21 protein-coding genes, 2 tRNA genes and 2 rRNA genes (1 of these 25 only partly in view) are annotated in these 24,641 nt (G+C 65.2%); 7 read left to right on the top strand and 18 right to left on the bottom strand.

Annotated elements, in window-relative coordinates:
- The first annotated feature begins 58 nt into the window (after positions 1-58).
- The gene (locus tag ACQY78_RS22545) at positions 59-445 is read left to right on the top strand and encodes an SET domain-containing protein-lysine N-methyltransferase (protein ID WP_428678967.1); all 387 of its coding nucleotides are present in this window, start codon (positions 59-61) and stop codon (positions 443-445) included.
- Between the two features lie 10 nt (positions 446-455).
- On the opposite strand, the gene ACQY78_RS22540 is transcribed toward ACQY78_RS22545, so the two are convergent.
- A complete protein-coding gene (locus tag ACQY78_RS22540) occupies positions 456-1,382 on the bottom strand; it encodes an SMP-30/gluconolactonase/LRE family protein (RefSeq protein WP_428678964.1) in 927 nt (308 codons plus the stop codon).
- A 111-nt stretch (positions 1,383-1,493) separates the two neighbouring features.
- Entirely contained in the window at positions 1,494-2,897 is a 1,404-nt protein-coding gene (locus ACQY78_RS22535) for an aspartate aminotransferase family protein (RefSeq protein ID WP_428678962.1), read from the bottom strand.
- Between the two features lie 100 nt (positions 2,898-2,997).
- Here ACQY78_RS22535 and ACQY78_RS22530 point away from each other — a divergent pair, with 100 nt between their 5' ends.
- Positions 2,998-4,176, top strand: coding sequence for a pyridoxal-phosphate-dependent aminotransferase family protein (locus ACQY78_RS22530; RefSeq protein ID WP_428678959.1), 1,179 nt, complete (start codon positions 2,998-3,000; stop codon positions 4,174-4,176).
- A 150-nt stretch (positions 4,177-4,326) separates the two neighbouring features.
- Here the strand turns inward: ACQY78_RS22530 and ACQY78_RS22525 are convergent, their stop codons facing one another.
- Entirely contained in the window at positions 4,327-5,067 is a 741-nt protein-coding gene (locus tag ACQY78_RS22525; protein ID WP_428678956.1) for a carbonic anhydrase, read from the bottom strand.
- A 79-nt stretch (positions 5,068-5,146) separates the two neighbouring features.
- Here ACQY78_RS22525 and ACQY78_RS22520 point away from each other — a divergent pair, with 79 nt between their 5' ends.
- Complete coding sequence (locus tag ACQY78_RS22520) at positions 5,147-5,926, top strand: enoyl-CoA hydratase/isomerase family protein (protein WP_425064248.1); 780 nt, start codon at positions 5,147-5,149, stop codon at positions 5,924-5,926.
- Positions 5,927-5,951: 25 nt separating this feature from the next.
- On the top strand, positions 5,952-6,356 hold the full coding sequence (locus tag ACQY78_RS22515) for a hypothetical protein (RefSeq protein WP_422034263.1): 405 nt from the start codon (positions 5,952-5,954) through the stop codon (positions 6,354-6,356).
- On the opposite strand, the gene ACQY78_RS22510 is transcribed toward ACQY78_RS22515, so the two are convergent.
- Together ACQY78_RS22510 and ACQY78_RS22505 are read right to left on the bottom strand one after the other, a co-directional pair.
- Positions 6,353-7,588: an MFS transporter gene (locus ACQY78_RS22510; RefSeq protein WP_428678953.1), complete on the bottom strand. Its 1,236-nt coding sequence runs from the start codon at positions 7,586-7,588 to the stop codon at positions 6,353-6,355. The two genes, ACQY78_RS22515 and ACQY78_RS22510, sit on opposite strands and share 4 nt — an antisense overlap.
- A 179-nt stretch (positions 7,589-7,767) precedes the next feature.
- Positions 7,768-8,511: a 2-keto-4-pentenoate hydratase gene (locus ACQY78_RS22505; protein WP_428678950.1), complete on the bottom strand. Its 744-nt coding sequence runs from the start codon at positions 8,509-8,511 to the stop codon at positions 7,768-7,770.
- 39 nt (positions 8,512-8,550) lie between these two features.
- Here ACQY78_RS22505 and ACQY78_RS22500 point away from each other — a divergent pair, with 39 nt between their 5' ends.
- Positions 8,551-9,747 (top strand): amidohydrolase family protein, encoded by a 1,197-nt coding sequence (locus ACQY78_RS22500; RefSeq protein ID WP_428678947.1) that lies wholly within the window; start codon positions 8,551-8,553, stop codon positions 9,745-9,747.
- Positions 9,744-10,574 carry an enoyl-CoA hydratase gene (locus ACQY78_RS22495; RefSeq protein WP_428678945.1) on the top strand — a complete coding sequence of 277 codons (831 nt, stop codon included), beginning with the start codon at positions 9,744-9,746 and terminating at the stop codon, positions 10,572-10,574. The genes ACQY78_RS22500 and ACQY78_RS22495 overlap by 4 nt, the downstream gene beginning before the upstream one ends.
- Here ACQY78_RS22495 and ACQY78_RS22490 read toward each other — a convergent pair whose 3' ends face one another.
- From ACQY78_RS22490 to ACQY78_RS22480, 3 genes are all read right to left on the bottom strand, one after another.
- Positions 10,575-11,282 carry a DUF4198 domain-containing protein gene (locus ACQY78_RS22490; protein ID WP_428678942.1) on the bottom strand — a complete coding sequence of 236 codons (708 nt, stop codon included), beginning with the start codon at positions 11,280-11,282 and terminating at the stop codon, positions 10,575-10,577.
- Positions 11,283-11,394: 112 nt separating this feature from the next.
- A complete protein-coding gene (locus ACQY78_RS22485) occupies positions 11,395-12,015 on the bottom strand; it encodes a glutathione binding-like protein (protein ID WP_428678939.1) in 621 nt (206 codons plus the stop codon).
- Positions 12,016-12,039: 24 nt separating this feature from the next.
- On the bottom strand, positions 12,040-12,297 hold the full coding sequence (locus ACQY78_RS22480; RefSeq protein ID WP_428678937.1) for a DUF1127 domain-containing protein: 258 nt from the start codon (positions 12,295-12,297) through the stop codon (positions 12,040-12,042).
- A gap of 156 nt (positions 12,298-12,453) precedes the next feature.
- On the opposite strand from ACQY78_RS22480, the gene ACQY78_RS22475 reads away from it, so the two are divergent.
- On the top strand, positions 12,454-12,981 hold the full coding sequence (locus tag ACQY78_RS22475) for a TetR/AcrR family transcriptional regulator (protein ID WP_428678935.1): 528 nt from the start codon (positions 12,454-12,456) through the stop codon (positions 12,979-12,981).
- Here the strand turns inward: ACQY78_RS22475 and cydC are convergent.
- From cydC to ACQY78_RS22425, 10 genes are all read right to left on the bottom strand, one after another.
- Entirely contained in the window at positions 12,978-14,657 is a 1,680-nt protein-coding gene (cydC, locus tag ACQY78_RS22470; protein ID WP_428678932.1) for a thiol reductant ABC exporter subunit CydC, read from the bottom strand. The genes ACQY78_RS22475 and cydC overlap by 4 nt on opposite strands.
- Positions 14,654-16,420 carry a thiol reductant ABC exporter subunit CydD gene (gene cydD / locus ACQY78_RS22465; protein ID WP_428678929.1) on the bottom strand — a complete coding sequence of 589 codons (1,767 nt, stop codon included), beginning with the start codon at positions 16,418-16,420 and terminating at the stop codon, positions 14,654-14,656. The genes cydC and cydD overlap by 4 nt, the downstream gene beginning before the upstream one ends.
- Before the next feature lie 18 nt (positions 16,421-16,438).
- Positions 16,439-16,699, bottom strand: coding sequence for a hypothetical protein (locus tag ACQY78_RS22460; protein ID WP_428678927.1), 261 nt, complete (start codon positions 16,697-16,699; stop codon positions 16,439-16,441).
- Between the two features lie 12 nt (positions 16,700-16,711).
- Positions 16,712-17,845, bottom strand: coding sequence for a cytochrome d ubiquinol oxidase subunit II (cydB, locus tag ACQY78_RS22455; RefSeq protein WP_428678924.1), 1,134 nt, complete (start codon positions 17,843-17,845; stop codon positions 16,712-16,714).
- 12 nt (positions 17,846-17,857) lie between these two features.
- Complete coding sequence (locus tag ACQY78_RS22450; protein WP_428678921.1) at positions 17,858-19,444, bottom strand: cytochrome ubiquinol oxidase subunit I; 1,587 nt, start codon at positions 19,442-19,444, stop codon at positions 17,858-17,860.
- Positions 19,445-19,610: 166 nt separating this feature from the next.
- The gene (locus ACQY78_RS22445; RefSeq protein WP_428678918.1) at positions 19,611-21,092 is read right to left on the bottom strand and encodes a TRIC cation channel family protein; all 1,482 of its coding nucleotides are present in this window, start codon (positions 21,090-21,092) and stop codon (positions 19,611-19,613) included.
- A 181-nt stretch (positions 21,093-21,273) separates the two neighbouring features.
- A 5S ribosomal RNA gene (gene rrf, locus ACQY78_RS22440) occupies positions 21,274-21,388 on the bottom strand.
- A gap of 80 nt (positions 21,389-21,468) precedes the next feature.
- A 23S ribosomal RNA gene (locus tag ACQY78_RS22435) occupies positions 21,469-24,198 on the bottom strand.
- Between the two features lie 227 nt (positions 24,199-24,425).
- Positions 24,426-24,501: transfer RNA gene (locus ACQY78_RS22430), tRNA-Ala, on the bottom strand.
- Positions 24,502-24,595: 94 nt separating this feature from the next.
- Positions 24,596-24,641 (bottom strand) — tRNA-Ile (locus ACQY78_RS22425) (it continues 31 nt past the right edge of the window).

The raw sequence follows: 24,641 nt of genomic DNA, 5'->3' as shown, positions 1-24,641 counted from the left end.
CTGTTCGGGAAGAAGTGAGCCCTTTGCGAGTCCCTAGAGTTCCGGAAGCCGCCAGCACGTGAAGCGCCTTAAAACCCCTCTCACCGTCCGACCGTATCGGGTCACGGCGATCCCCGGTCGTGGCCTTGGGCTCACCGCGTGCTCAGACATCGCTCCGCGCACAAAAATCGATGACTGCTTCACCTGGGAGCTGCCCGGGCGGGACATCAGGCATGTCACCGAGACTGTCCTGAACGGGAACTACTTCGACCATCCTCTCAACTCCCGACGCGGCCTTGTCGCGATCGGTCATATCTCCCTGATCAACCACGATCCGGAGCCAAACTGTGAATGGCGGATGCTCCAGATCCACGATCGCTGGATGGTCGAGGCGTGGTCCATACGCCGCGTTTCCAAGGGCGAAGAGCTGACCTTCGACTACGGCTACGACCCGATCGCCAAATAGTAGATATATTCTAGGCGTGCGAGAACATCGCCTTGCCGGGCACGGGCATGGTCGCCTTGAGGATGGTGCCGGCCTCCACCTTCTCGCTGCGGCGCGACACCACGACATAGAGATCTTGGCCGGAGAAGGCGACGTTCGTGCAGTAGATGTCGTCGCCGCATTCGACATGGTGCGTCGGCCGGCCGAGCGCATCGAAGCGCCAGGCCGTGGTGCTCGGATGGGCGATCACCAGCCCGCCCTCCTCATCCAGCGCCATGCCGTCGGGACCGGCATGGCCGCCGCTCATCTGGATGAACAGGCCGACCTTGCTCGCCGTGCCGTCGCCCATCAGCGGTAGCCGCCACACCGCATTGCCGCGCGTGACGCCGACATAGAGGACGGTCTCGGCCTTGTTCATCACCAGCCCGTTGGGGCTGGGCACGGTGTTCACCAGCATCGTGAGCTTGCCTGCCGTATCGTAGCGATAGACGCGCCCCGTCGGATCGTGCAGGCCGGTCTGACCCTGGTCTGTGAAATAGAGATCGCCGTTCTGGGCAAAGAACAGGTCGTTCACGCCCTTGAAGCTCTCCGATCCGCGCGTCTCGAGCAGCGGCGTCACCGTGCCGGTGTCGGGATCGAGCAGGACGATGCCGCGCTTGTAATCGGTGATGAAGATGCGGCCATCCTTGTGGATCTTCAGCCCGTTCGGCCAGCCGTCATACTGCGTCACCAGCGTCCACTCGCCCGCCGGGGAGATTCGGAAGATGCGCCCGAACGGAATGTCGGTGACGTAGAGATTGCCCGCGCGGTCGAAGCTCGGCCCTTCCAGGAAGGAATCGAGCAACTGCCCGACCGCATTGGCATCGCCCCACGACGTGCGCCCAGGCTTGCGGAACCTGTCCGGCAGCCGCGTGAACTCGGTCGCGTGAACGGGCTTGGTCATTCCGTACATCGTCAAATCTCCCGCAGGGGGCGCGCCACTGCGAGCGGAGTAACCTCCGCTCTTAAGTGGCGCGATCATTGTTTCAGCAGCGAAGACGCGCGACTGGAGTGGCGCGCCCCCAGCCGCCTAAGCCGCCTTCACTTCGCGTTCGGCCTTGAGGGCGCGAACGGTCTGGCGGAGCGCGTGAACCGTCTTCTCGATCTCGGCGCCGCCGTGCATGGCCGAGACGAAGCCGCCGGGCGAGCCCATGACGTCGACGCCATGGGTCATCAGGCCCATGCGGATCTTGCCGGTGAGCGGCCCCGCGGCGCGCGCGCCCTTGAGCTTTTCGATCGGCACCTTCAGCGGATCGAAGGTCGCCGGATCGATCGGATCGCCGAACGGATTGGGATAGATCAGGAAGGTCGAGCTCTGGCCGTAGATGCCCCACGGCACGCCTTCCTGGACCAGCACCTCGGTCAGCGCCGCGCGCAGTTCGGCCGCCGTCTTGTTGGCCTTCTCGGCGAGGTCCTCGTCGCGCACCAGCGACAGCGCGGTGACCGCCGCGGCGGCCGACAGGGGATTGGCGTTGAAGGTGCCGGGATGGAGAATGCGCTCGATCTTGCGGGCCGCGGTCGCGACATGATCGATGCGGTCCATGATCTCGCGCTTGCCCGAAACCGCGCCGCCCGGCAGGCCGCCGGCCACGATCTTGGCCTGGATGCAGAGGTCCGGCGTGATACCGAACGCCTTCTGCGCGCCGCCCGAGGACCAGCGGTAGCCGGTGATGACCTCGTCCATCAGCATGACGACGCCCTTCTTCGTCGTCGCATCGCGCACCGCCTGGATGAAGCCCGGCGGCAGCGGCACCTGCCCCCACGACGCGCCCGACGGTTCGAACATGACGGCGGCGATATCGTCGCGCTCCTCGATCACCTTCACGACGGCGGCGACGTCGCTGCTCGGCATGACGATCGACAGCGAACTCACCTCCTGCGGCACGCCGGGAGTCGTGCCGCCGTCGTAGGTCGCGCCGGCACCGGCCGTCACATGATCGTGCCAGCCGTGGAAGTGGCCGAGGAAACGGAGGATCTTGTCCTTGCCCGTGTGGGCGCGGGCGAGACGGATCGCCATGTGCGAGGCCTCGGTGCCCGACGCGGTGAAGCGCACACGCTCGGCGCAGGGCGTCAGCTCACACACCAGCTCGGCCCAGCGCACTTCGAGTTCATGGCTGGAGCCATAATGCGTGCCGAGTTCGATCTGTCGCTTCACCGCCTCGACGACCGCGGGATGCGAATGGCCGAGCAGCATGGCGCCGTGGCCGCCGAAATAATCGACATACTCGTTGCCATCGACGTCCCACTTGCGCGGGCCCGCGGCGCGCGACACGTGGATCGAATAAGGGTCGAGGTAGCGCGCATCGTGGGTGATGCCGCTCGGCAGCACCTTGTGGGCGCGCTCGAACAGAGCCGCCGATTTGCCCGTCCTGGCCTTGTAGTCGGCGACGACGGCCGAGTTCGTCTGCGATGAATCTTTCTCTTGTACGGTCATACTTGCCCTCAACCCAGCTAATGGCTGAGCATCGCTTGTCTCGCTTGTTTCGCCAAGGGCCTCGCGCCACAGTCCGCCGTCTAAAAGGTGGAGGAACGCCGTGAACGCCAAGCCCCGTGGCCGTCAATTCTTCAACAATCCCGGCCCGACCAACATTCCCGACCGTGTGCTTCGCGCCATGGACCGGCCCGTAATCGATTTCATGTCGGATGAGTTCTTGGCCATCCATCACGCCTGCCACAACGGCGTGAAGCGCGTGCTCAAGACCGACCAGAATCTGTTTATGTATACCTCGACCGGTCATGGCGCGTGGGAAGCCGCCCTCGCCAACCTGTTCTCGCCCGGGGAAACCGTGCTGATGGTCGAGACCGGCTATTTCTCCGAGAGCTGGACCGAGATGGCGAACCATCTCGACATCAAGGTTGAGACGATCCCCGCCGACCAACGCCAGGGCGCCGACATTTCGCGGATCGCCGAGCGACTCGCCGCCGACAAGGAACACAAGATCAAGGCTGTCCTGACCGTCCACAACGAAACCGCGACCGGCATGGTCCTGCCGCTGGCCGAGGTGCGCCGGGCGATCGACGAGGCCAAGCATCCGGCCCTGCTCCTCAGCGACACGATCTCGTCGCTCGCCAGCATGGAATACAAGATGGACGCCTGGGGCATCGACCTCACGGTCGGCGGCAGCCAGAAGGGCCTGATGCTACCCACCGGCATGTCGATGACCGGCGTCAGCAACAAGGCGCTGGAAGTGTCGCGCAAGTCCAAGACGCCGCGCCACTACTGGAGCTGGGAGATGATGACCGGCCGCGCACCGCAGAAGTTCGTCGGCACCGCGCCCGTTCACATGTTCTTCGGCCTGCAGGAATCGCTGAAGATGCTCGAGGAAGAAGGCCTGGATGCGGTGTTCGCGCGTCATGCGCGCCTAGCCGATGCAACGCGCGCCGCGGTGCGCGTGTGGGGATCCGACGGCAAGGGCCCGCAGCTCTTCTGCCAGAACGAAGACCGGCTTTCGAACTCGGTGACCGCGGTCGTGATGCCCGAGGGCGTCAGCTCCGACCCGATGCGCAAGGCCGCCGTCGATCGCTTCAACCTGTCGCTGGGCGGCGGGCTGGGCAAGATGATGGGCAAGATGTTCCGCATCGGCCACATGGGCGACCTCAACGAGCCGATGCTGCTGGGCTGCCTGGCCACGACCGAACTCGCCATGAAGGCCTCGGGCGTGCCGTTCGTCCCGGGCGGCGTCGACGCGGCGATCATGTCGCTGTCGGCTTAAGTATCTCTTCCACCTCCCCCGTCGAACGGGGGAGGCCGGGAGGGGGAAAGCAACGCGAAGATTGGAAATCGGGAAGAGTTCAGACTCGTGGCCTTCCCCCTCCGGCCCTTCGGGCCACCTCCCCCGTATGACGGGGCGGTAGCATGAAGCTCAGAACGCCGGCTTCTTGCCGGCGAGGGCCGCGGCGAAGGCTTCGGGCTTCAGAGCCGAGAGCGGCGTGCTTCCGGTCACGGCGGCATCGAGCTTGATGCCGACCACGGCCGCGAACTTCAGCGTTTCGGGATCGAAGGCATAGAGCTGGCCGACCGTCAGGTTGAACCACCAGGCGTGGAGGGTCAGCGTCCCGGCCTTCACCCGCTCCTCGATCCAGCGATAGCCCATCAGGTTGCTCACGCTGTTCACGACGGCGGCCTGCTCGACCGCACGCACGACCTCGTCGCGCGGCCGGTCCTTCAGCTCCTCGACGACGAGGTCGCGCGTGTCCTGCGCGATGCTGGTCCAGGTCGAGAGATAGTCATAGTGCGCATAGGCGCCGCGGCTGCCGTCGACCAGCGCGCCGATGCCGCCGCACAGCGCGTGACCCAGCACCACGATGTGCTCGACCCCGAGGCCGCGGACGGCGAACTCGATGGCGGCCGAGGTCCCGTGATGGCGCTCGTCGGGAGGGATCTGGGCCGGCGGCACCATTGCCGCGACGTTGCGCACGGTGAAGATGTCGCCCGGCTTGGTCTGGGTCAGGATGCCCGGATCGATCCGCGCATCGGAACAGCCGATGATCAGAATCTTGGGCGACTGTCCTTCCGTCGCCAGCTTCTCGAACAGGTCGAGATGCTCCTGATAGTAGCCAACCCTGAAATCCGCGAAGCCCTTGAGAAGCCGTTCGAATGCCATGACCTGCCTATGCCCGTTTGCGGCCCAAGGCGACATAGACGATGATGTCGCGGCGCACAAACCAGCAAAATTGGATGACATGACCGAAGAACTGCTTTTCGAGAAGCGCGGCGAAATCGGCTGGGTGACGTTCAACCGGCCCAAGGCGCGCAACGCGCTCACCTTCGCGATGTACGAGGGTCTGGCCGAGATCTGCGCCCGCGTGGGCAAGACCGGCGAAGTCCGCGCCCTGGTGGTCACCGGCGGCGGCGACAAGGCTTTTGCGGCCGGCACCGACATCGCCCAGTTCCAGAGCTTCGAAAGTGGCGAGGACGGGATCGCCTACGAGCGCAAGATGGATCGCATCCTGGGTGAAATCGAGCGCTGCCCCGTGCCGACCATCGCGGCTATCCACGGCTTCTGCACGGGTGGCGGCGCGGCGATCGCGGCGGTCTGCGACCTGCGGATCGGGTCGGCCAGCGCCCAGTTCGGCTTCCCCATCGCGCGCACCCTCGGCAACTGCCTGTCGATGGCCAACTATGCCCGCCTGGCGGCCCTCATCGGCCCCCAGAGGGTCAAGGAAATGGTCCTGCTGGCCAAGCTGATGGACGCGCCGTCGGCGCTGGCCTGCGGGCTGATCAGCGAGCTGCTGCCCGACCAGGCGGCCCTGCTCGCCCGGGCCGAGGAGCTGGCGAACACCGTTGCCGGCCACGCCCCCCTTACGATGCAGGTCACCAAGGAGGCGCTGCGCCGCCTGCAGGCGCGCCTGGGCGACGAGAACATCGACGATCTCGTCAGACTGGCTTACGGTAGCGCCGACTTCCGCGAGGGCATGGCGGCCTTCCTGGGAAAGCGGGCACCCAAATGGTCAGGCGCCTGACAGAGCGATGATACGGAGGACGTGAATGAAGCTGATTGCCACTCTCTCTTTGGTTCTTGGAATGGGCGCTGCCGTCGCTGCCTGCCAGAACCCGCAGCAGGTGATCGCGAACAAGGAAGACATGATGGTGGCGGCGGGCTTCAAGTTCGTGCCCGCGAACACACCGCAGCGTCAGGCCGCGTTCAAGAACCTCCCGCCGCACAAGTTCTCGCGCGAGATCAAGAACGGCCAGGTGTTCTACGTCTATCCGGACCCGACGGTCTGCGTGTGCATCTATGTCGGCAACGCGTCGGCCTACGGCACCTATCGTAATAACATGTTCCAGAAGAACCTGGCGGACGAGCAGCAGATGACGGCCGACGAGAACGCGATGAACGACTGGGATTGGGGCCCCTGGGGCGGCTACCCGTATCCCGGCTGGTACTACTAAGTCTTTCTTCCCAAGAGGAAGAGTGCGATCGCGGCCGCCTGGATCAGGGCGGCCGCGACGAACACCAGCATCCCTTCCGCTGGTGACAGCGTCCGCAGCCAGCCGAACGCGGCCGGCGCGAATGCATAGGTTCCCTGACCGATCGCCACGATCAACGGCACGACGCGCTGAACGTCGGCCTTGCTGAATTCGACCTGCGCGATCAGCGGCGGCAGTGACGTCGTGTTGCCGATCCCCGCGCCGAACAGCAGCACGCCCAGTACCAGCAACACCACATCCGTTCCGCCCGCGCAGAGCAACGCCAGCGATCCCGCGATCTGCACGACATGGCTCAAGCAGGCGACCAGCCGCCGGTCGCTGCCTTGCGGCATCAGCCACCCGACCAGCGTCCTTCCGGCGATGGCCGCCGCCGTCGCCAATCCCATGAGGATGCCGGCCGCCGGTCCGCCGAACACCGGCACGAGCAGCGAGAAGAGATGGGCGATCAGGCCGATCTGCGCGAACAGGCCCAGTGCCATCGCCGCGGCCAGGGTGAGGAAGCGCCGGTCACGCCACAGCAGCGCGCCCAACAGAGTGCGCTCCACCGCTGCGGTCGTGCCGGCAACGGGCGTCAGGATCTCGCCGTCCTGGACCTGGCCCAGCGACTGCGGCGTATGGGCGAAGACGCGATCGGCGAGGAACCAGACAGTGACCATCATGATCGCGCCGATGACCGCCGCCGCGAGCGGAAAGCCGAAGGCGGCGATGGCCGCAACCCACAACGGGGAAAAGACGACACCGCCGATGCTGGCGCCGTTATAGGCCATCGACAGGGCCGCCGGTCGCCGCACGACGTACCACGGCGCCACGATGGCGTTGACGGCAGCAGCGCCCATCGCCACCCAGCCGGCCCCGCTCAGGAAGGTCGCGAGCAGGAGCTGCCACGGCTCTTGCGCCACCGCCCACCCGACGATGCCCAGCGCCAGCAGGGCGGCGCCGGCCTTGGTGACCGCCGGTAATCCGAAGCGGCGATAGAGCGCCGGCAGGTTGGCGACCACGACGGCGCCCACCAGGAAGTGCAGGGTGACGGCGGACGAGACCAGCACGACCGACCAGTCCCGCGCCTCGCGCACCGACTGGAGATAGACGGGCGGGCCGTAGAAGCCGAGCCCCCAGCCGAACATGGCGAGCACGAAAGCGGCCGCGACGACGCGGCGGCCGAAGAAGGGCGCGGGAGAAGCGAGACTTGTCATGCGGCGGACACTGCCGCCGGTAGGCGCGCCGTTGTTACGGCGTCGGCCGAAGCATCATGACCTGTCGTCCTGAGCGCGCGCGAAGGACCTTGCGGATCGACCAGTGCACTTCCTGGCGAGCGAGAGATCCTTCGCTGCGCTCAGGATGACAATGGAGGCGTGACGACGTTCGCGTGTCTTTAAAAACTCGCCTCGACGGCACCGAGGCCTACGAATTCACCGCGCGCGTGCGAATCCGGCGGGAAGTAGAGAAGCCCGGTCCACGATCCCGTGGTGATCGCCTGCCCCGCCCGAAGGCCGCCGCGATGGCGGACCGCGTGATCGATCATCCAGGCGAGCGGACGCACGGGATCGATGGCGCCGAGGCCGCCCTTCTGGTCGACGATCGTCTTGCCGTCGACCACCAGCTTCACCTGCAGCTTCGGCCAGTCGAGCGACTTCCAGTTGCCGATCGGATCGCCCACGACCAGCGCGTGGTTCATCTGGTTGTCGGCCAGCAGCCAGTCCGGATCGGCGCTTTGGAAGTCGGCGAGGCGCGTGTCGACGATCTCCATGCCGACGAAGGCGTCGCCAACTGCCGCAAGCGCCTCCTCGCGCTCGACCGGCGCGGCGCGGGCCGCGATGTCGCGCACGATGTGGAAGGAGATCTCCACCTCGACGCCGATCATGTGCATCGCCTTGCCGTCGAAGCGCGCCGGCGACAGTACCAGCGCGCCGGCCAGCAGCGGCGCGGGATTGGGCTCGGCGGTCGGCGTGCGCGCGCCGACCTTCCAGCCCGCCACCGGGCCGGTGGCTGCGGCGACGCCGTCCTGGACCGCATAGACCGCGGCGCGATCCTTCAAGGCGAAAGGCGGCGTCGCCTGGCGGCCCGTGCGGCGCGCGTCGAGGAGGGTCTGCACCGCATGGGAAATGTCCTGGCTCATGGTAAGCTCTCGCAAAACGACAAGGAATTGGAGGAGACGATGCCCTACGCCAGCGGCCGCGTCATTCACGACGCCGATGCGCACATCATGGAAGTGCCCGGCTTCCTCGAGGAACATTTGGAGGCCCGGCATCGCGCCGCGGTCACCGACCAGGTTTTGTTTCCGCGCCACGAAGGCTTCCACAGCACGCGCTTCAAGGCAGACACTGACAGGGCTGGGCCGGCGCAGGATTTCGACGAGGCCCAGATCATGCTGCGCAAGAACTGGGAGGCGCTGGGTTCCTCGAACCGCCAGGACCGTCCGCGCTCGATCGACCTGCTGGGCTTCGCCAGCCAGCTCATGTTCACCACGGCTCTGCTCAACTACTCGTCGGTGCTGGAAGGCGGATCCGACGTCGAGCTGACCTATGCCGTGGCGCGCGCCCATACGCGCCACATGGTCGAATTCTGCTCAGTCGACCGGCGCCTGCTGCCGACCGGCTATGTGCCGCTGGTTGATTTCGAGCGCACCGCTCGGGCGGCGCGCGAGGCGATCGAGCTCGGCGCCAAGGCGCTGATGATCCCGTCGCGCTGCCCCGATGGCCATTCGCCCAGCCATATCGGCTTCGATCCACTCTGGGCCATCGCGCAGGAAGCCAGCCTGCCGATCGTCTTCCATGTCGGAGGTGGCGGCAAACTGCTGGAAGAGGCCTGGTTCAACAACGGCCTGCCGCCGGTGCCGGACTTCCATGGCGGCGACGACAATTTCAAGTCGATCGACTACATGGCGATCGCCTATCCACCGATGAAGGCGCTGACGGCGTTGGTGGTCGACCGCGTGCTCGACCGCTTCCCGGCACTGAAGTTCGGCGTCATCGAGCAGGGCGCGTCGTGGGTGCCGGGCTGGATGCGCAACATGGACAGCGCCCACAACGCCTTCTATCGCAACGAGGAGCGACTGCAGAAGATGTCGCTGAAGCCCAGCGAGTTCGTGCAGCGCCAGGTCAGGGTCACCCCCTATCCGCACGAGGATACGGGCTGGATCATCGCCAACACCGGCGACGATGTCTGCCTCTTCTCCTCCGACTATCCGCATGTCGAAGGCGGTCGCCATCCTCTCAAGCGCTTCGAGGCGTCGATGGAGAAGGCCGGCATCGACGAGGCGCAGAAGCAGCGCTTCTATTGCGACAACTTCATCGACCTGATGGGCGCGGGTCTCGCGTCCGAACTCCGTCACCCTGTACAGGCAGCCGCATGACCTATTCGACGCTTCTCACCGAACGCACCGGACCGGTGCTCAAGATCACGACCAACCGGCCCGAGGTGTTGAACGCGCAGAGCCGGATCCTGCTCGAGGAACTCGACCATGCCTTCGCGGCGGCGGTCGACGACAACGACGTGCGGGTCATCATCCTGGCCGGCGCCGGCAAGCACTTCTCGGCCGGGCACGATCTCGGCAGCCCGCAGGAGATGGAGGACCAGAAGAAGACTCCGCTGGAGCCCGGCTTCAAGGGCGAGTATCGCCGCCTGTGGGAGCGCTTCTTCGAGAACACGATGCGCTGGCGCGACCTGCCGAAGCCCACCATCGCGCAGGTCCAGGGCTACTGCATCATGGGCGGCATGATGATCGCCTCGGCCTGCGACATCATCATCGCCAGCGAAGATGCGCAGTTCGCCGATCGCGCCGTGAAGTGGGGCGGCAGCCACGTGCAGTATTTCTCGATGCCGTGGGACTTCGGTCCTCGCAAGACCAAGGAGTATCTCTTCACCGGCGACTTCATCAGCGCCGCCGATGCCGAGAAGGCGGGCCTGGTGAACCGCGTCGTGTCGCGCGAAAAGCTCGAGGCGGAGACGATGGCGCTGGCCCAGCGGATCGCCGAGCGCGATCCCTATGCGCTGAAGCTGGCCAAGGCTTCGGTCAACGAGACCCAGGACGCGCAGGGCTGGCGGCAGGCGATGGAGAATGCCTTCAAGAACTACATGCTCACCATCCCGCATCGCATCGAGATGGGAACCTACGGCGCTGCCGCCCGCGAGAAGGCGCCGAAGGATCGCTTCGGCGTTCTCAACAAGAAAGCGGTCTGATCAGCGCTTCGGCGTAAAGACCGGCGGACGCGCCGGCGCCGCGAGTCCGTCCGGCACCTTGAAGGTGAGCGTCGTGACGAGGCGCATCCCGTCATAGGGCGCGTCACCGTGAGTGCCCGGCGTGTTGTCGACCAACGACACTTCGACGGCGTAGGTCCCCTTCCACGGGAGCCCCACCTCGAAGGCGCCGGCCTCGTCGGTCTTGAACTCCTTCGTCCAGCCGAACTCGGTCGCGACTTCGGCCTTTGCCTTGGGCAGCGGCTTGCCGTCGTAGAACACTTTGAAGCTGCCGGGCTTGCCGGTCGGCACGATGTCGAGTGTGATCAGCGGCTTGCGCTCGCTCAGGTCGGCGACGTAGCGCGCCGAGAGCCGGCCCAGCGTGCGCGTGACCTTGTCGTTCTGCTTGCGCTCGGTGACCCGCGCCTGCTCCGCCACGACGCTGCCGGCGCCCTCGGGCGCGCCGGTGAACTGGAACGCGGTCGGCTTCTTCTCGACCTTCAGGGCAACGTCTCCGGCAGCACCGAACGCCTTCGCGGCCGGCATCGGCTCGAAGCGATCGAGCAGGCCGGGTGAACCCTCACGCAGATTGTCGCCGAACTCGCCGAAATAGAGCTGGTAGCCGCCCGCGTCCGGCTCGAGCCAGAGCGCATGGGCCGAGGCGGCGCCGGTGAACGAGAGCCACAGAAGGGCGGCGATGACGATACGCATGGGTCGATGTCCTCCGAGGGCCAACATCTAGCATGATCGCAATTAATTACCAGTCGCAATTCAAATCGCGACGGGTGAAACGGGCGGCCGGGGCCGCCCGCCTCCTCCTCGATCAGGCCGCGCGCCGCTTGCGCTCTTCCATCTCGACACTCATCGCGCGGACGACGGACGGGCGCTGCAGGTGTTTGCGATGATAGGCCTGCAGGGCCGGCCACTTCGCCAGGTCGGCCTTCAGGAAGACCGCCCAGTTGAGCAAGGTCACGAGATAGGCGTCCGCCACGGTGAAGCCGTCACCCACCAGAGTCTCACGGTCGCCCAGGCGCCTTGCGATCGCCGCCAGCGTCGGATCGAGTTCGGCCATCGCGGCTTTCTTTGCCTCGGCGGGCACCGTGGTCGAGAAGATGTTGTAGAAGATGCGCTTGTGCACTTCGGTGCCGAGATAGTGCAGCGTGTCGATGAGCTGGTAGCGCTCGTCACTGCCCCACGCCGGGGCGAGCCCTGCCTCGGGTTTGCGGTCGGCCAGATACTGCAGCACCGAGGCGCCCTCGTTCAGGATTCTACCGTCGTCGAGCTTCAGGGCCGGCACGTAGCCGTACGGCGACACGGCGAAGAAGTCGCCGCCATCGTCGGTCTTCTTGTTCTCGACGAAGCGGACTTTGACCGGCAGGCCGGCCTCGATCACGGCGATATGCGAGGCCAGCGAGCAGGCCATCGGCGAAGCGAACAATTCCATCTTCAGTCTCCTTTGGTTGAACGATCAGCGAAGCGATCCGGGCCGGCGCCAGAACGGCTGGCTGGCTTCGAAGGCGGCTTGGGCGGGTGCGATGCCTGCGTCGCGCAGGCTGCGGGCATCGATCTCGCCGAGGGCGTGCCGCGTTCGCGCACGGTCACGCCATAGCCGGAAAACGGCGAGGAGCCGGCGGTGCAGGGGCAGGCGCGGCGCCCGCACGGACTGGACGGCCGGGTCTGGCGTGAAGGGATCGACCGGAAAGAGGTCGGGGCGTAAATGGCTCATGGTGGAGCGGCTTTCGTATTTATGTACCGGATGGTACAAAAATACGCGGAGCGGTCGGCGTCAAGGATAATTATGCGAAACAGTACAAAAATAGTGAAGGAACCGCGTCCACGTGGCCGGCCGCGCGGATTTATTACCAGCGAGGTATTGGAGCGGGTGCGCGACGTGTTCCTCGCCAAGGGATTCGCTGCCGCATCGCTCGACGAGCTCTGCGCCGCCGCTGGCCTCAACCGGCCCAGCCTCTACGCGGCCTTCGGCGACAAGGAGCAGCTCTACATCGGCATGCTGCGGCACATCGGGCAGAAGAGCGTCGAGGCGATGGACGCGATCCTGTCGGCATCCGACCCGATCGAGCAGCGTCTCGGACGCCTCTACAAGGGGGCGATCGACATCTACACCAAACCGCCCAAACCGCCGGGCTGCATCATCGTCGGCACCGCGACCGTCGAATCGCCCAGCCATCCCGAGATTGGCGCCGCCGCCAACCAGATCCTGGCCAGCTTCGAGAAGGCCTTCGAACGCGGCTTCGTCAACAGCGACCTGAAACCGATCCCCTCGCCCGCCGAGCGCGCCAGCATGGCGGGCGCTATCCTGTATGCCACCGGCATCCGCGCGCGGCTCGGCGTCCCCGCGTCGGAATTGCGAGCCTTCACCCGCTCGATGATCCCCCTGATCTGCCGCTAGGAAATACGCCCGCTTTCCATGTGGACGATCTCGTTCGTGAATTGCGCCGCCGCCCGCGGATCGTGCGTGATCAGGATGACGGTGCGGCCTTGCGTTGCGGCGCGCAGGGAGGCGATGAGCCGGCGCGCGGTGCCGGCGTCGAGATTCTCGGTCGGTTCGTCGAGGATCAGGATCCGGGGATCGCGAAGGAGCGCACGGGCTAGCACGAGCCGGCGGGCCTGGCCGGCGGACAGGCGGGCGCCGGCCTCTCCGATCCAGGTGTCGACGCCGTCCGGCAGGCCGCGCACGAATTCGGCGAGCTGCACGACCGCGAGCACTTGCTCCAGCGCGTTCGCGTCCGCCTCCGGAGTTGCCATGAGAAGATTCTCGCGGACCGAGCCATTGAAGAGCTGAGCATCCTGCGTTGCGATGCCGACGATCCGGCGCAGGTCGTCCGGCCGATAGCTCCGCAGATCGTGCCCGCCCAGCCGGATTTCGCCTTCGTAGTCCCAGAAGCGCACCAGCAGCCGGCCGAGCGAACTCTTGCCCGCGCCGCTCGGTCCCAGGATGGCGACATGCCGGCCATCGGGAACCTCGAGATCGAGCCCGTCCAGCGCGGGCGGCGAATCGGGCGCGTAGCGCAATCGCACCGACGAGAAGACGACACTCGAGTCGCGCGGTACCGGCGACGGGTCGGGCCCGGCAACGATGGAGGGCGTGCGATCGGCGAGATCGAAGAGGCGGTGGGCCGCCGCCCTCACCTCGCCCCAGCGCTCCATGGCCGCCGGCAGCGGCGCCACCGCCTCGAAGGCCGCCAGGGCCGCGAGCGCGAGCGCCGGAACGAGCGCGGGCGCAACCTCGGGGAGAAGCCCAGCGGCGGCGACGCTCGCCGAGGCCAGCAGGGCGGCGCACCACAGGGCCAGACCGGCAGAAAGACCGATGGCCGCTTCCGCCACGACTCCGGCTTTGGAGGCACGGCTCTGACTGTCGACCAGTCGCTCGCCCAGACCATCGCAGATGCCCAGGTGTCGCTCGACGGCGCCCGCGACCCGGAGGTCCGTCAGGCCCTGAAGAAGGTCAATCGTCGCCACGCGCAGGGCGGCCCGTGACGCGACGGCTTCCGCACCGGGCGCTGCGGCTGCACGCCGAGCCAGCAGCGGCACGACGCCACCGGCCACGATCAGCAGCACGGCGAGGGCCAGAGCCGTCGGCGGATGCAGGGCGGCCACGACCAACACGATCGCGACACTGCACACCAGTGCCACGGCCACTGGCGAGGCCAGGCGCAGGTAAGCGTGCTGCAACGTCTCGACGTCGGCCTGCAGGCTGCCCGCCAGGTCGCCGCCGCGCCGAGACTGGAGCTGCCCCGGCGACAGGAGAATCAGTCTCCGGAACAACCAGAGGCGCAGCCCCGCCAGGAGTCGAAAGGTAGCCTCGTGGCTCAGCAGCCGCTCGCCATAGCGGCCGCCGGTCCGCACGATGGCAAAGAAACGAATGCCCGCCGCCGGCAGGAAGTAGTTCATCATGCCGGTGGTGACGCCGGCAATTCCCATGGCGGCGATGAACCAGCCGGCAACACCCATCAGCGCCACGCTCGCCAGCACCGTGGCACAGGCGACGAAGACCGCGAGCAACATCCAGCCGCGCCACGGCCGAGCGAGCGCGAGCAGGCGGCGAACAAGGGCCAGGCCGCTCACGATGCGAGCCCTGCGTCGCGCAGAAGGCGGGCGAAGCGACCATCGTCTGCCTGCAGCGCGGCGCGCAGCCCCTGCTCCACGATACGCCCCTCCTCGAGGAACACGACGCGGTCGGCGAGATGTACGGTGGCGAGGCGATGGGTGACGATCAGCGTGGTGCGCCCCGCGGCGAGCCGACGGATCGCGTCGGCCACCGAAGCTTCCGTGCCGCGGTCGAGGCCGGCCGTGCCCTCGTCGAGAACCAGCACGCGGGCCTTGTCCTTGAGAAAGGCCCGCGCCAGCGCGAGGCGCTGAACCTGGCCGCCCGACAGCGTCTCGCCATGCTCGCCGAGCGGCGTGTCATAGGCTTGCGGCAGGGCCGCGATGAACGCGTCGGCCGCAGCCAGCCGGGCCGCGACGCGCACGCGGTCGAGACTGGCGTCGGGGTCTCCCAGCCGGATGTTGTCGAGCACGCTGCCCTCGAACATGTGAGGCCGCTGCGGCACGACGGCGACATGCTCGAGCCAGTGAGCGGGATCGAGGCTGGCGAGGTCGTGACCGTTGACGAGCACCCGGCCTGTCTGCGGACGCAGAAAGCCCAGCAGCAGCGACAGCAGAGTGCTCTTGCCGGCGCCGCTCGGCCCGACCAGGGCCACGATCTCGCCCGGCACGAGGCGCAGCGAGAAGTCCCGGAGGGCGGGCCGGTCCGGCTCCCAGGCGAAGCTCACGCCTTCGCATTCGATCGTGACGTCCGCATCGAGGGGCGGCCGCGCCTCGCCGGCCGGCATCGGCGTCTCGGCTTGCAGGTCGAGGATGCGCTCGGCCGCCGCCAGGGCTTCCATACGCGCGTGATAGTCGAGCCCGAGCTGGCGCAGCGGGGCATAGAACTCGGGCGCGAGCAGCAGGACGAAGAAAGCGGCCTCGAAGCCCAGCGCACCGTCGAGCAGTCGGAAGCCGATCAGCACGGCAACCAGGGCGATGCCGACGGTCGCGAAGAATTCGAGCGCGAGCGCCGACAGGAAGGCGACGCGCAGGACCGCCATGGTGCTGCGGCGATAATCCTCGGCCGCTTCCGCGAGGCGCTCGGCCTCCCGGTCCCCGGCGTTCAGCAGGCGCAAGGTCGTCAGGCGTTGCAGACCGTCGAGCAGCCGGCCGGACAGACGCAGCAGGCGCAGCCACTGCCGGCGGTTCAGCTGCTCGGCACCGAGCCCCAGCAGAATCATGAATACCGGAATGACCGGCGCCGTCACCAGCAGCACGAGCCCGGAGATCCAGTCGCGCGGCAGGACGACGACCAGCACGAGCGGCGGCAGGACGACGAGCACGCCGAGATGGGCGAGGAAGCGCGACGCATAGGCGTCGAGCGCGTCGACGCCTTCGAGCACGACGGTCGCGGCCTCGCCCGTGCTGCGGCCTGCGTTGGTTGCAGGTCCCAGCGACGCCAGATGGCGCAGCAGCGCCGAGCGAATGCGGGCCTTCACCCTGCCGGCCGCCGCGAGCGCCGCGCGACCGGACGCGTTGGCGAGGACAAAGCGCAACACCAGCAGCGGCAGCACCGGCAACAGCCAGAGAAGCGCCGACGAGATGGGTGCTTTCTCCATGACGACCGGGGCGATGGCATGGGCCAGCAGCCAGGCCTGCGGCACGGCGAGGGCTGCCGCCAGGGCACCCAGCACGATCGCGCGCCGCACGCCGCTCCTCGCTGCTTGCGCGATCTCGGCGCGCAACCAGCGCTCGACGCCGGCGCGACGACGGCCAGGCGCGTCCGCCGGGGTCCCTGTCATGAGAAAGCGATCGTCAGGTCAGCGCGAGGGCCGTTGCGCAGGCGCAGTCGCGGGCGCATCGACGGCGCTGGAGACGTCCAGCGATTCGCCGGGACCACCGGCCGCCTTGGCCGCGTCTTCCTGTGCCTCGAACAGCACGCCGGCCGAGACGGCGACCAGCACCATGAAGCCGGTGCCGAGGAACCAGGAGAGGTACCAGGGGCCGTAGTCGCCAAGGATGATGGCGAACAGGATGGCCAGTGCCGCGAGCGTCATGGCGATGATGTATCGCACGAACATGTCCGATCCCCCTTAGTACGCGTGATCCGAGGTTTCGACGTGCTTCACGCCAACCTTGCCGCGCATCACCCAGAAGGCCCAGCTCGTGTACCAGATGATGAGTGGCATGAAGATCACGACGAAACCCACCATCCAGGTCAGCGTCACGAGGCTCGAACCGGAGTTCCAGACCGTGAGGCTGTGCGAGGGATTGCTGGACGACGGCATGATGAAGGGGAACATGGCGGCACCGACCGTGCCGATCACGCCGATCCAGGCCAGAGCCCCCAGCCACCAGGCGAAGATCGGCCGCCGGATCGCATGCGCCAGCGCGCCGAGCAGCAGCCCGACATAGACCAGCGCCGGCAGCAGCCAAAGCGCGGGGTGCGCGGCGTAGTTCGCCAACAGCCCGCCCGGCACCCGCGTCACCTGCTGGTGCAGCGGCGTCTGCGGCACGCCGGGATCGGGGCCCGCCACCAGCTTGAAGCCCTCCATCGTGGAGACCCAGAAGCCCGCGACGGTAAAGATCACGAGCGCAGCCAGGCCGCCCACGATCGCGGCCCGCCGGGCGCGCGCGCCGATTGGATCCTCGGCACCGCTGGCGAGGCAGGAACCGCCCATGTAGACCGCAAGCGCGACCGACATCAGCCCGCACAGGACGGCGAAGGGATTGAACAGCCACAGGAAGCTGCCGGTGTAGAAGGACGTCAGGCGCCAGTCGAAGTGGAACGGCACGCCCTGCAGGACATTGCCGATCGCCGCGCCGAACACCACCATCGGCACCAGGCCGCTCAGGAACAGCGCGAGATCCCATACGCCGCGCCAGACGGGCGACGGCAGCTTGCTGCGATACTCGAAGCCCAGCGGCCGCAGGATCATGCTCCACAGCAAGACCAGCATGACGATGTAGAAGCCGGAGAAGGCGGTTGCGTAGACCAGCGGCCAGGCCGCGAAGATCGCGCCGCCACCCAGGATGAACCACACCTGGTTGCCGTCCCAGTGCGGGCCGATGACGTTCAGCGCGACCCGCCGTTCGGAGTCGGTGCGCCCGACATAGCGCAGGAGGGTACCCACGCCCATGTCCATGCCGACCATGGCGCCGATGCCCGTCAGCAGCACGCCGAGCAGGACCCACCAGACGACCAGGAGAATCATGTAGGTTTCCATGATGTGTCTCCTTCAACGCGTCGCGAGTTTGTGGCCGGCGGGCACGCCGAAGGCCGCAGCATGGGAGCTGGTGTCATGCTCATCCGGTCCCTTCCGGATGAACAGCAGCATCAGGTAGATCTCGACGATCGCGAAGGCGGTGTAGAGCAGGATGAAGCCCGAGAGCGAGAAGACCATGTAGCCGACGCTGTGGGTCGACGCCGAAAGCCAGGTCGGCAGCATCTCGTTGACGGTCCAGGGCTGGCGGCCCACCTCGGCGACCAGCCAGCCGAACTCGCAGGCGAGGAACGGCACCGGCACCATCAGCAGGGCGGCCCATTGGAACCAGCGCTGTCGTTCGACCTGGTTGGCGAGGGTCATCAGCGTCGCCAGCACGAGGTAGGCCAGCATCAGGAGGCCGAAGGCCACCATGATGCGGAAGGACCAGAAGACGATCGACACGTCCGGAATGGTGTCGCGCGCCGCGCGGACGATCTCGGCATCGGTGATCTTCGTCAGGTCGCCCTGGGGCGCGTAGCGCAGCGCCAGGAAGCCGTATCCGACATCCTTGGCATGCGCCTTGAACTGGGCGAGCGCGGCCTCGTCGCGCGGATTGGCGCTCAGCTTCTCCATCGCCTGCACGGCCGGGATGCCGTTGCGGATGCGCTCCTGCGCCTGGACCTCGAGCTGGTCGATCGCCGGCACGACACCGTCGAGAGAATGCGTGACCAGGATCGACAGCATCGCCGGAATCTGGATCGTGAAATAGTTCTTCTGCTCGGCCTGGTTCGGGAAGGCGATGGCGTTGAACGCCATCGGCGCCTTCTCGGCCGTCCACAAGGCCTCCATCGCGGCGAGCTTGGTCGGCTGGACCTTGGCGCCGACATAGCCCAGCGCATCGCCCAGCGTGATGACGCCGCCGCCGCCCAGCATGCCGAAGACCGCCGCGACACGGAACGAGCGCCGCGCGAGATCGAGATGGCGCCCCTTCAGCATGTACCAGGCGCTGATCCCGCACACGAAGATGGCCGCCGTCACGTAGCCCGCCAGCACGGTATGGACGAACTTGGACTGGGCATCGGAGTTGAAGAACAGCGCCCCGAAGTTCTGCAACTCCATGCGCATGGTGATGGGATTGAACTCGGCGCCCTGCGGGTGCTGCATGAAGCTGTTGGCCACCAGGATCCACAGCGCCGAGAAATTCGATCCCAGCGCCACGGCGTAGGTCACGATGAGATGCTGGGCCTTGGACATTCTGTCCCAGCCGAACACCATCAGGCCGATGAAGGTGGATTCCAGGAAGAAGGCCATCAGGCCTTCGATCGCCAGCGGGGCGCCGAACGTGTCGCCGACGAAGCTCGAATAGAAGGACCAGTTGGTGCCGAACTGGAACTCCATGGTGAGGCCGGTGGCCACGCCCAGCGCAAAGTTGATCAGCAGCAGGCGGGTCCAGAACTGGGCCATCTGCTTGTAGATCTCGCGGCCTGTGGTGACATAGATGGTCTCCATCACCGCCAGCATAACGGTGAGGCCCAGGGTCAGCGGCACGAACAGGAAGTGATAGAGGGCGGTCGCGGCGAACTGCGCCCGCGACAAGTCCACCACGAGATCGTTCACCATCAACAGCCCCTCTCCCCGGATTCTCCTAATTGGAGAACTTGCCAAGCACGCTGGAGGATACCGCATTCAGGTGTCAGAATCACTTGACCCCGATCAAACGGCCACCGGCGGCGCAACTCGTCCCTGGCGCCCCCAGGTTGCCGCGTCATTTTTCAGCAGGCTTGCCTCAAAAGCGCGGACTTCGGGTCCCGTAGATGACAACGGCCATCCGTGTCGCGAATCCGCCGATTACGGCGACGGCTATTGTCATGCGGACCAGCGCCGGCTGGTCGTCTCGCAGGAAGTGAATGATCGCCAGCGTGAGGAACGCGCCCCACAGAACGCAGACCTCGGCGTAGAACGAGCTGCGAAGGGCGGGACTTTCGTACCCGCTTCGCAGGAGGTCGCGAAGGATCCCTCCCCCGGCACCGCCGAGGCCCGCGGCCAGCGGTCCCCACAACCACAGCGGCTCGGCGCCGGCGCCAACCGCGACGGCGACACCGATGACCGTAAAGGCCGCAAGGCCTGCCGCGTCGGTGACTTCGAGAACCATCCGCGGCGAAAGGAAGCCGGTCAACGTGAGGAGACGTCCCGTGGGCACCCTTCCGATCTTCTCCCCCAAGGTCATGACCGCGTATGCGACGACGACGGTACCAATGACGAGGAAGAGCGGCTGCGGGCTTCCCACGATACCGATCGGCTCGCGGCCGAGCAGTAGATCCCGCACGACACCGCCACCAACGGCCGGCAGGCCGGCGAGCACGAACGCGCCGAGGAGGGAAAAGCGCTCGGCACGGGCAATCAGAACGCCAGACAATGCGAAGGCCACGGTGCCCACGACATCGAGCAGGGAGAACCACCAGGTCGCCGTCGCAAACCGAAGCATCACGGGCCGCGCGGCACGTTCTTCCAGCCGCGCGATGGTCCCGTCCTTGGAGAGCGAGGTGAGCGCGCCGTTCAGCGCGTCGACGGTCGAGGCTGCCACGTTGCCACCGAAGCGGAGGCGAAGCTCGGTCCCTCCCAGGTCGACGGCCCGTCGGGCAAAGTACGATTCGCTCTCCGGCGCCGCAGCGACGGCCGCAAGCATGGACAGACGCCGCGCCACCAGGCATTCCACGGCACCGTCGACGATGGCGGCCATCCCCAGGCTTGCATTGCTGAAGGAGACGGTGCGGTCCGCAACGCGGTCGCTCGCCGTCAGTGTTGCGATGTCCTGACGATACGGGGCATCACGGACCACGCCAATCCGCCAGCCGCGGCCGTAGGCCTCCTCGAGCGTGGCGGCTCCCTGGTGGCCGACCGTCAGCAAGCGGCGCGCGCACAAAAGGACTTCGCGTTCCACCCGGTAAGGGACGGAGCCGGTTCCGGGAGCGATCGCGGCGGGAAGAAGCAGCTCGACCCGCCCCTGCGCGAGATCCGCTTCGGCGGCGGCGCGTCCCATGGGAAGGATGACGATACCGAGGTGAGCGCGACGGGCCGCTTCCCCGAGAATCTGAAGATCGAGCGGGGTAGCCCCGTCCTTGGACCCGCCGGCTCCGTCGATCAGTCCGGTTGCCGTCGGCACCCACGCTGCGCGCAGTATTCCGCCACTTTTGGCGGCCTCACGGGCCATCGTCGGCACGGTCAAGACAACGGCCGCCAGGACGACCAAAAAAACCGCGCGAAACAAGCCCCCTCCCCCGGTCTCGTATCGGACGAAGTTGGCACGGGCGTCCGCGCGGACCAAACGGAAAGCTGCGCTGCAGGATATTCGAGACCCAGACGCAAAAACGCCGCCCTCTCTCGAGGACGGCGTTGATATGAGCGTGATGTATCGTTTGCTCGGAACGTATTTCCTTAGCGTTCGGAAGATCCGGCAGCGACCTACTCTCCCGTGCCTTGAGACACAGTACCATTGGCGCTGAGAGTTTTCACGTCCGAGTTCGGAATGGGATCGGGTGTACACCTCTCGCTAGAGCCACCGGATCGTCCGAACGCAAAGGATTGAGGTCTTAAAGTCGTGCACAAGGCCATGCAGCGGATGTCGACCGCTGCACGGAACGAATGAAGTCAAGCCGATCGAGCTATTAGTACCGCTAAGCTGAATGCATCACTGCACTTGCACATGCGGCCTATCAACGTGGTGGTCTACCACGACTCTCAGCGAGACCTAGTTTTGAGGCGGGTTTCACGCTTAGATGCTTTCAGCGTTTATCCCTTCACTACATAGCTACCCGGCGCTACGGCTGGCGCCATAACCGGTACACCAGAGGTAAGTCCATCCCGGTCCTCTCGTACTAAGGACGGCTCCTCTCAAGTCTCGAACACCCACAGCAGATAGGGACCAAACTGTCTCACGACGTTTTGAACCCAACTCACGTACCACTTTAATCGGCGAACAGCCGAACCCTTGGGACCTGCTCCAGCCCCAGGATGTGATGAGTCGACATCGAGGTGCCAAACACCACCGTCGCTGTGGACGCTTGGGTGGTATCAGCCTGTTATCCCCGGCGTACCTTTTATCCGTTGAGCGATGGCCCACTCACGCGGAACCACCGGATCACTATGGCCGACTTTCGTCCCTGCTCGACTTGTCAGTCTCGCAGTCAGGCGGGCTTGTGCCATTGCACTCAGCAGCCGATTTCCGACCGGCCTGAGCCCACCATCGCGCGCCTCCGTTACTCTTTGGGAGGCGACCGCCCCAGTCAAACTACCCACCATGCAGGGTCCCGGATCTGGATGACAGACCGCGGTTAGACATCAAAGAACAAAAGGGCGGTATTTCAAGGTTGCCTCCACCAGAGCTAGCGCCCCGGTTTCAAAGGCTCCCGCCTATCCTACACATCCATTCTCTAATGCCACTGCAAAGTTGTAGTAAAGGTGCACGGGGTCTTTCCGTCTAACTGCGGGTACCCCGCATCTTCACGGGGAATTCAATTTCGCCGAGCCCATGTTGGAGACAGCGGGGAAGTCGTTACGCCATTCGTGCAGGTCGGAACTTACCCGACAAGGAATTTCGCTACCTTAGGACCGTTATAGTTACGGCCGCCGTTTACCGGGGCTTCAATTCAAGGCTTGCACCTCTCCTCTTAACCTTCCGGCACCGGGCAGGCGTCAGACCCTATACTTCGCCTCACGGCTTAGCAGAGCCCTGTGTTTTTGGTAAACAGTCGCCACCCCCTAGTCTGTGCCCCTCTGACGAGACCGTCAGAGGCCCCCTTATCCCGAAGTTACGGGGGTAAATTGCCTAGTTCCTTCAACATGGTTCCCTCAAGCGCCTTGGTATACTCTACCAGTCCACCTGTGTCGGTTTAGGGTACGGTCTATACGCTGGGGCTATTTCCTGGAACCCTTGGGCCGCCCGAGCATTCGCCAACGAGCTCGGGCCACTTTTCGGATCCGTCACCACCAGCAGGCCCACGAATATTGACGTGGTTCCCATCGTCTACGGCTGTCGCCCTCGACTTAGGGGCCGGCTAACCCTGCGCGGATTGACCTTGCGCAGGAACCCTTGGACTTACGGCGAAAGCGTCTCTCACGCTTTTTATCGCTACTTATGTCAGCATTCTCACTTCCGATACCTCCAGGAGCCCTCACGGGTCTCCCTTCGCAGGCTTACGGAACGCTCCGCTACCACTCTTTCGAGTCCGCAGCTTCGGTGCATGGCTTGAGCCCCGGTACATCTTCGGCGCAGGATTTCTTAATTAGACCAGTGAGCTATTACGCTTTCTTTAAAGGATGGCTGCTTCTAAGCCAACCTCCTGGTTGTTATGGAATTCCCACATCCTTTCCCACTTAGCCATGACTTAGGGACCTTAGCTGGCGGTCTGGGCTGTTTCCCTCTCGACGACGGACCTTAGCACCCGCCGTCTGTCTGCCGCGCTGTACTCGCCGGTATTCGGAGTTTGGTTAGGTTTGGTAAGACTTTGGATCCCCCTAGCCCATCCAGTGCTCTACCCCCGGCGGTAATCACACGACGCACTACCTAAATAGTTTTCGCGGAGAACCAGCTATTTCCGAGTTTGGTTGGCCTTTCACCCCTAATCACAGGTCATCCGATACCTTTGCAACGGTAACCGGTTCGGTCCTCCAGTGCGTGTTACCGCACCTTCAACCTGCCCATGACTAGATCACCCGGTTTCGGGTCTACTCCGTGCAACTAAGCGCCCTATTCAGACTCGCTTTCGCTGCGCCTACACCTATCGGCTTAAGCTTGCTGCACAGAGTAAGTCGCTGACCCATTATACAAAAGGTACGCCGTTAGCCTTGCGGCCTCCGACTGTTTGTAGGCGTTCGGTTTCAGGTCTATTTCACTCCCCTTGTCGGGGTGCTTTTCACCTTTCCCTCACGGTACTTGTTCACTATCGGTCACTGAGGAGTACTTAGGCTTGGAGGGTGATCCCCCCGTGTTCAGACAGGATTTCACGTGTCCCGCCCTACTCAAGTCTCCGACTGCTTTCTACCCGTACGGGGCTATCACCCGCTATGGCCACTCTTTCCAGAGTGTTCCGGTTCTTACAATCGAAGCACTGGCCTAGTCCGCGTTCGCTCGCCACTACTAGCGGAGTCTCTGTTGATGTCCTTTCCTCCAGGTACTGAGATGTTTCAGTTCCCTGGGTTTGCCTCGTTGACCTATGGATTCAGTCAACGATCATCCTGATGGATGGGGTTTCCCCATTCGGAAATCTTCGGATCAAAGTGTGCTGGCAACTCCCCGAAGCTTATCGCAGCCTGCCACGTCCTTCATCGCCTCTCAGTGCCAAGGCATCCGCCAAACGCCCTTATTGTGCTTAACTTCACGTTTTGTCAGCGATGGAACGATCTTGCGATCGCCCTATCGGCTCGTTCCGTGCAGGGGACGACCCCCACTACGTAAACGGCCTTGTACCCACTCCTACCACCCTGCCTTTGAGAGATGCAGGGCGCGGAGTAATCTAGACTTTAAAGACCTCAATACATTCCGATAAACGATGTCAAAGAACAATGCCGCGCCACGTCTTGGCGCTGCGTTCTGTGCGTGTGATGGTGGAGGCAGACGGGATCGAACCGACGACCTCCTGCTTGCAAAGCAGGCGCTCTCCCAACTGAGCTATGCCCCCGTTTGAGAAAATCGGTCATCGCGATCTCGCTTCGTCGCCGGCTCTTGCCGGCTGTCCTCGCAACGAGCCGGGTGCCTCGCTTGATTGGGCAACTTGGTGGGCCAGGGAGGATTTGAACCTCCGACCTCACGCTTATCAAG

The sequence above is a fragment of the Reyranella sp. genome, from assembly GCF_965279625.1.
GTDB lineage: Bacteria > Pseudomonadota > Alphaproteobacteria > Reyranellales > Reyranellaceae > Reyranella.
Note: the sequence above shows the minus strand (reverse complement) of the source record. Positions and strands in the feature narration are given on the sequence as shown.

Coding starts and splice junctions, on each gene's coding strand:
- ACQY78_RS22535 (WP_428678962.1), bottom strand. CDS start 2,897: ATGACCGTACAAGAGAAAGATTCATCGCAGACGAACTCGGCCGTCGTC.
- ACQY78_RS22525 (WP_428678956.1), bottom strand. CDS start 5,067: ATGGCATTCGAACGGCTTCTCAAGGGCTTCGCGGATTTCAGGGTTGGC.
- ACQY78_RS22520 (WP_425064248.1), top strand. CDS start 5,147: ATGACCGAAGAACTGCTTTTCGAGAAGCGCGGCGAAATCGGCTGGGTG.
- ACQY78_RS22515 (WP_422034263.1), top strand. CDS start 5,952: ATGAAGCTGATTGCCACTCTCTCTTTGGTTCTTGGAATGGGCGCTGCC.
- ACQY78_RS22510 (WP_428678953.1), bottom strand. CDS start 7,588: ATGACAAGTCTCGCTTCTCCCGCGCCCTTCTTCGGCCGCCGCGTCGTC.
- ACQY78_RS22505 (WP_428678950.1), bottom strand. CDS start 8,511: ATGAGCCAGGACATTTCCCATGCGGTGCAGACCCTCCTCGACGCGCGC.
- ACQY78_RS22500 (WP_428678947.1), top strand. CDS start 8,551: ATGCCCTACGCCAGCGGCCGCGTCATTCACGACGCCGATGCGCACATC.
- ACQY78_RS22495 (WP_428678945.1), top strand. CDS start 9,744: ATGACCTATTCGACGCTTCTCACCGAACGCACCGGACCGGTGCTCAAG.
- ACQY78_RS22490 (WP_428678942.1), bottom strand. CDS start 11,282: ATGCGTATCGTCATCGCCGCCCTTCTGTGGCTCTCGTTCACCGGCGCC.
- ACQY78_RS22485 (WP_428678939.1), bottom strand. CDS start 12,015: ATGGAATTGTTCGCTTCGCCGATGGCCTGCTCGCTGGCCTCGCATATC.
- ACQY78_RS22480 (WP_428678937.1), bottom strand. CDS start 12,297: ATGAGCCATTTACGCCCCGACCTCTTTCCGGTCGATCCCTTCACGCCA.
- cydD (WP_428678929.1), bottom strand. CDS start 16,420: ATGACAGGGACCCCGGCGGACGCGCCTGGCCGTCGTCGCGCCGGCGTC.
- ACQY78_RS22460 (WP_428678927.1), bottom strand. CDS start 16,699: ATGTTCGTGCGATACATCATCGCCATGACGCTCGCGGCACTGGCCATC.
- cydB (WP_428678924.1), bottom strand. CDS start 17,845: ATGGAAACCTACATGATTCTCCTGGTCGTCTGGTGGGTCCTGCTCGGC.
- ACQY78_RS22450 (WP_428678921.1), bottom strand. CDS start 19,444: ATGGTGAACGATCTCGTGGTGGACTTGTCGCGGGCGCAGTTCGCCGCG.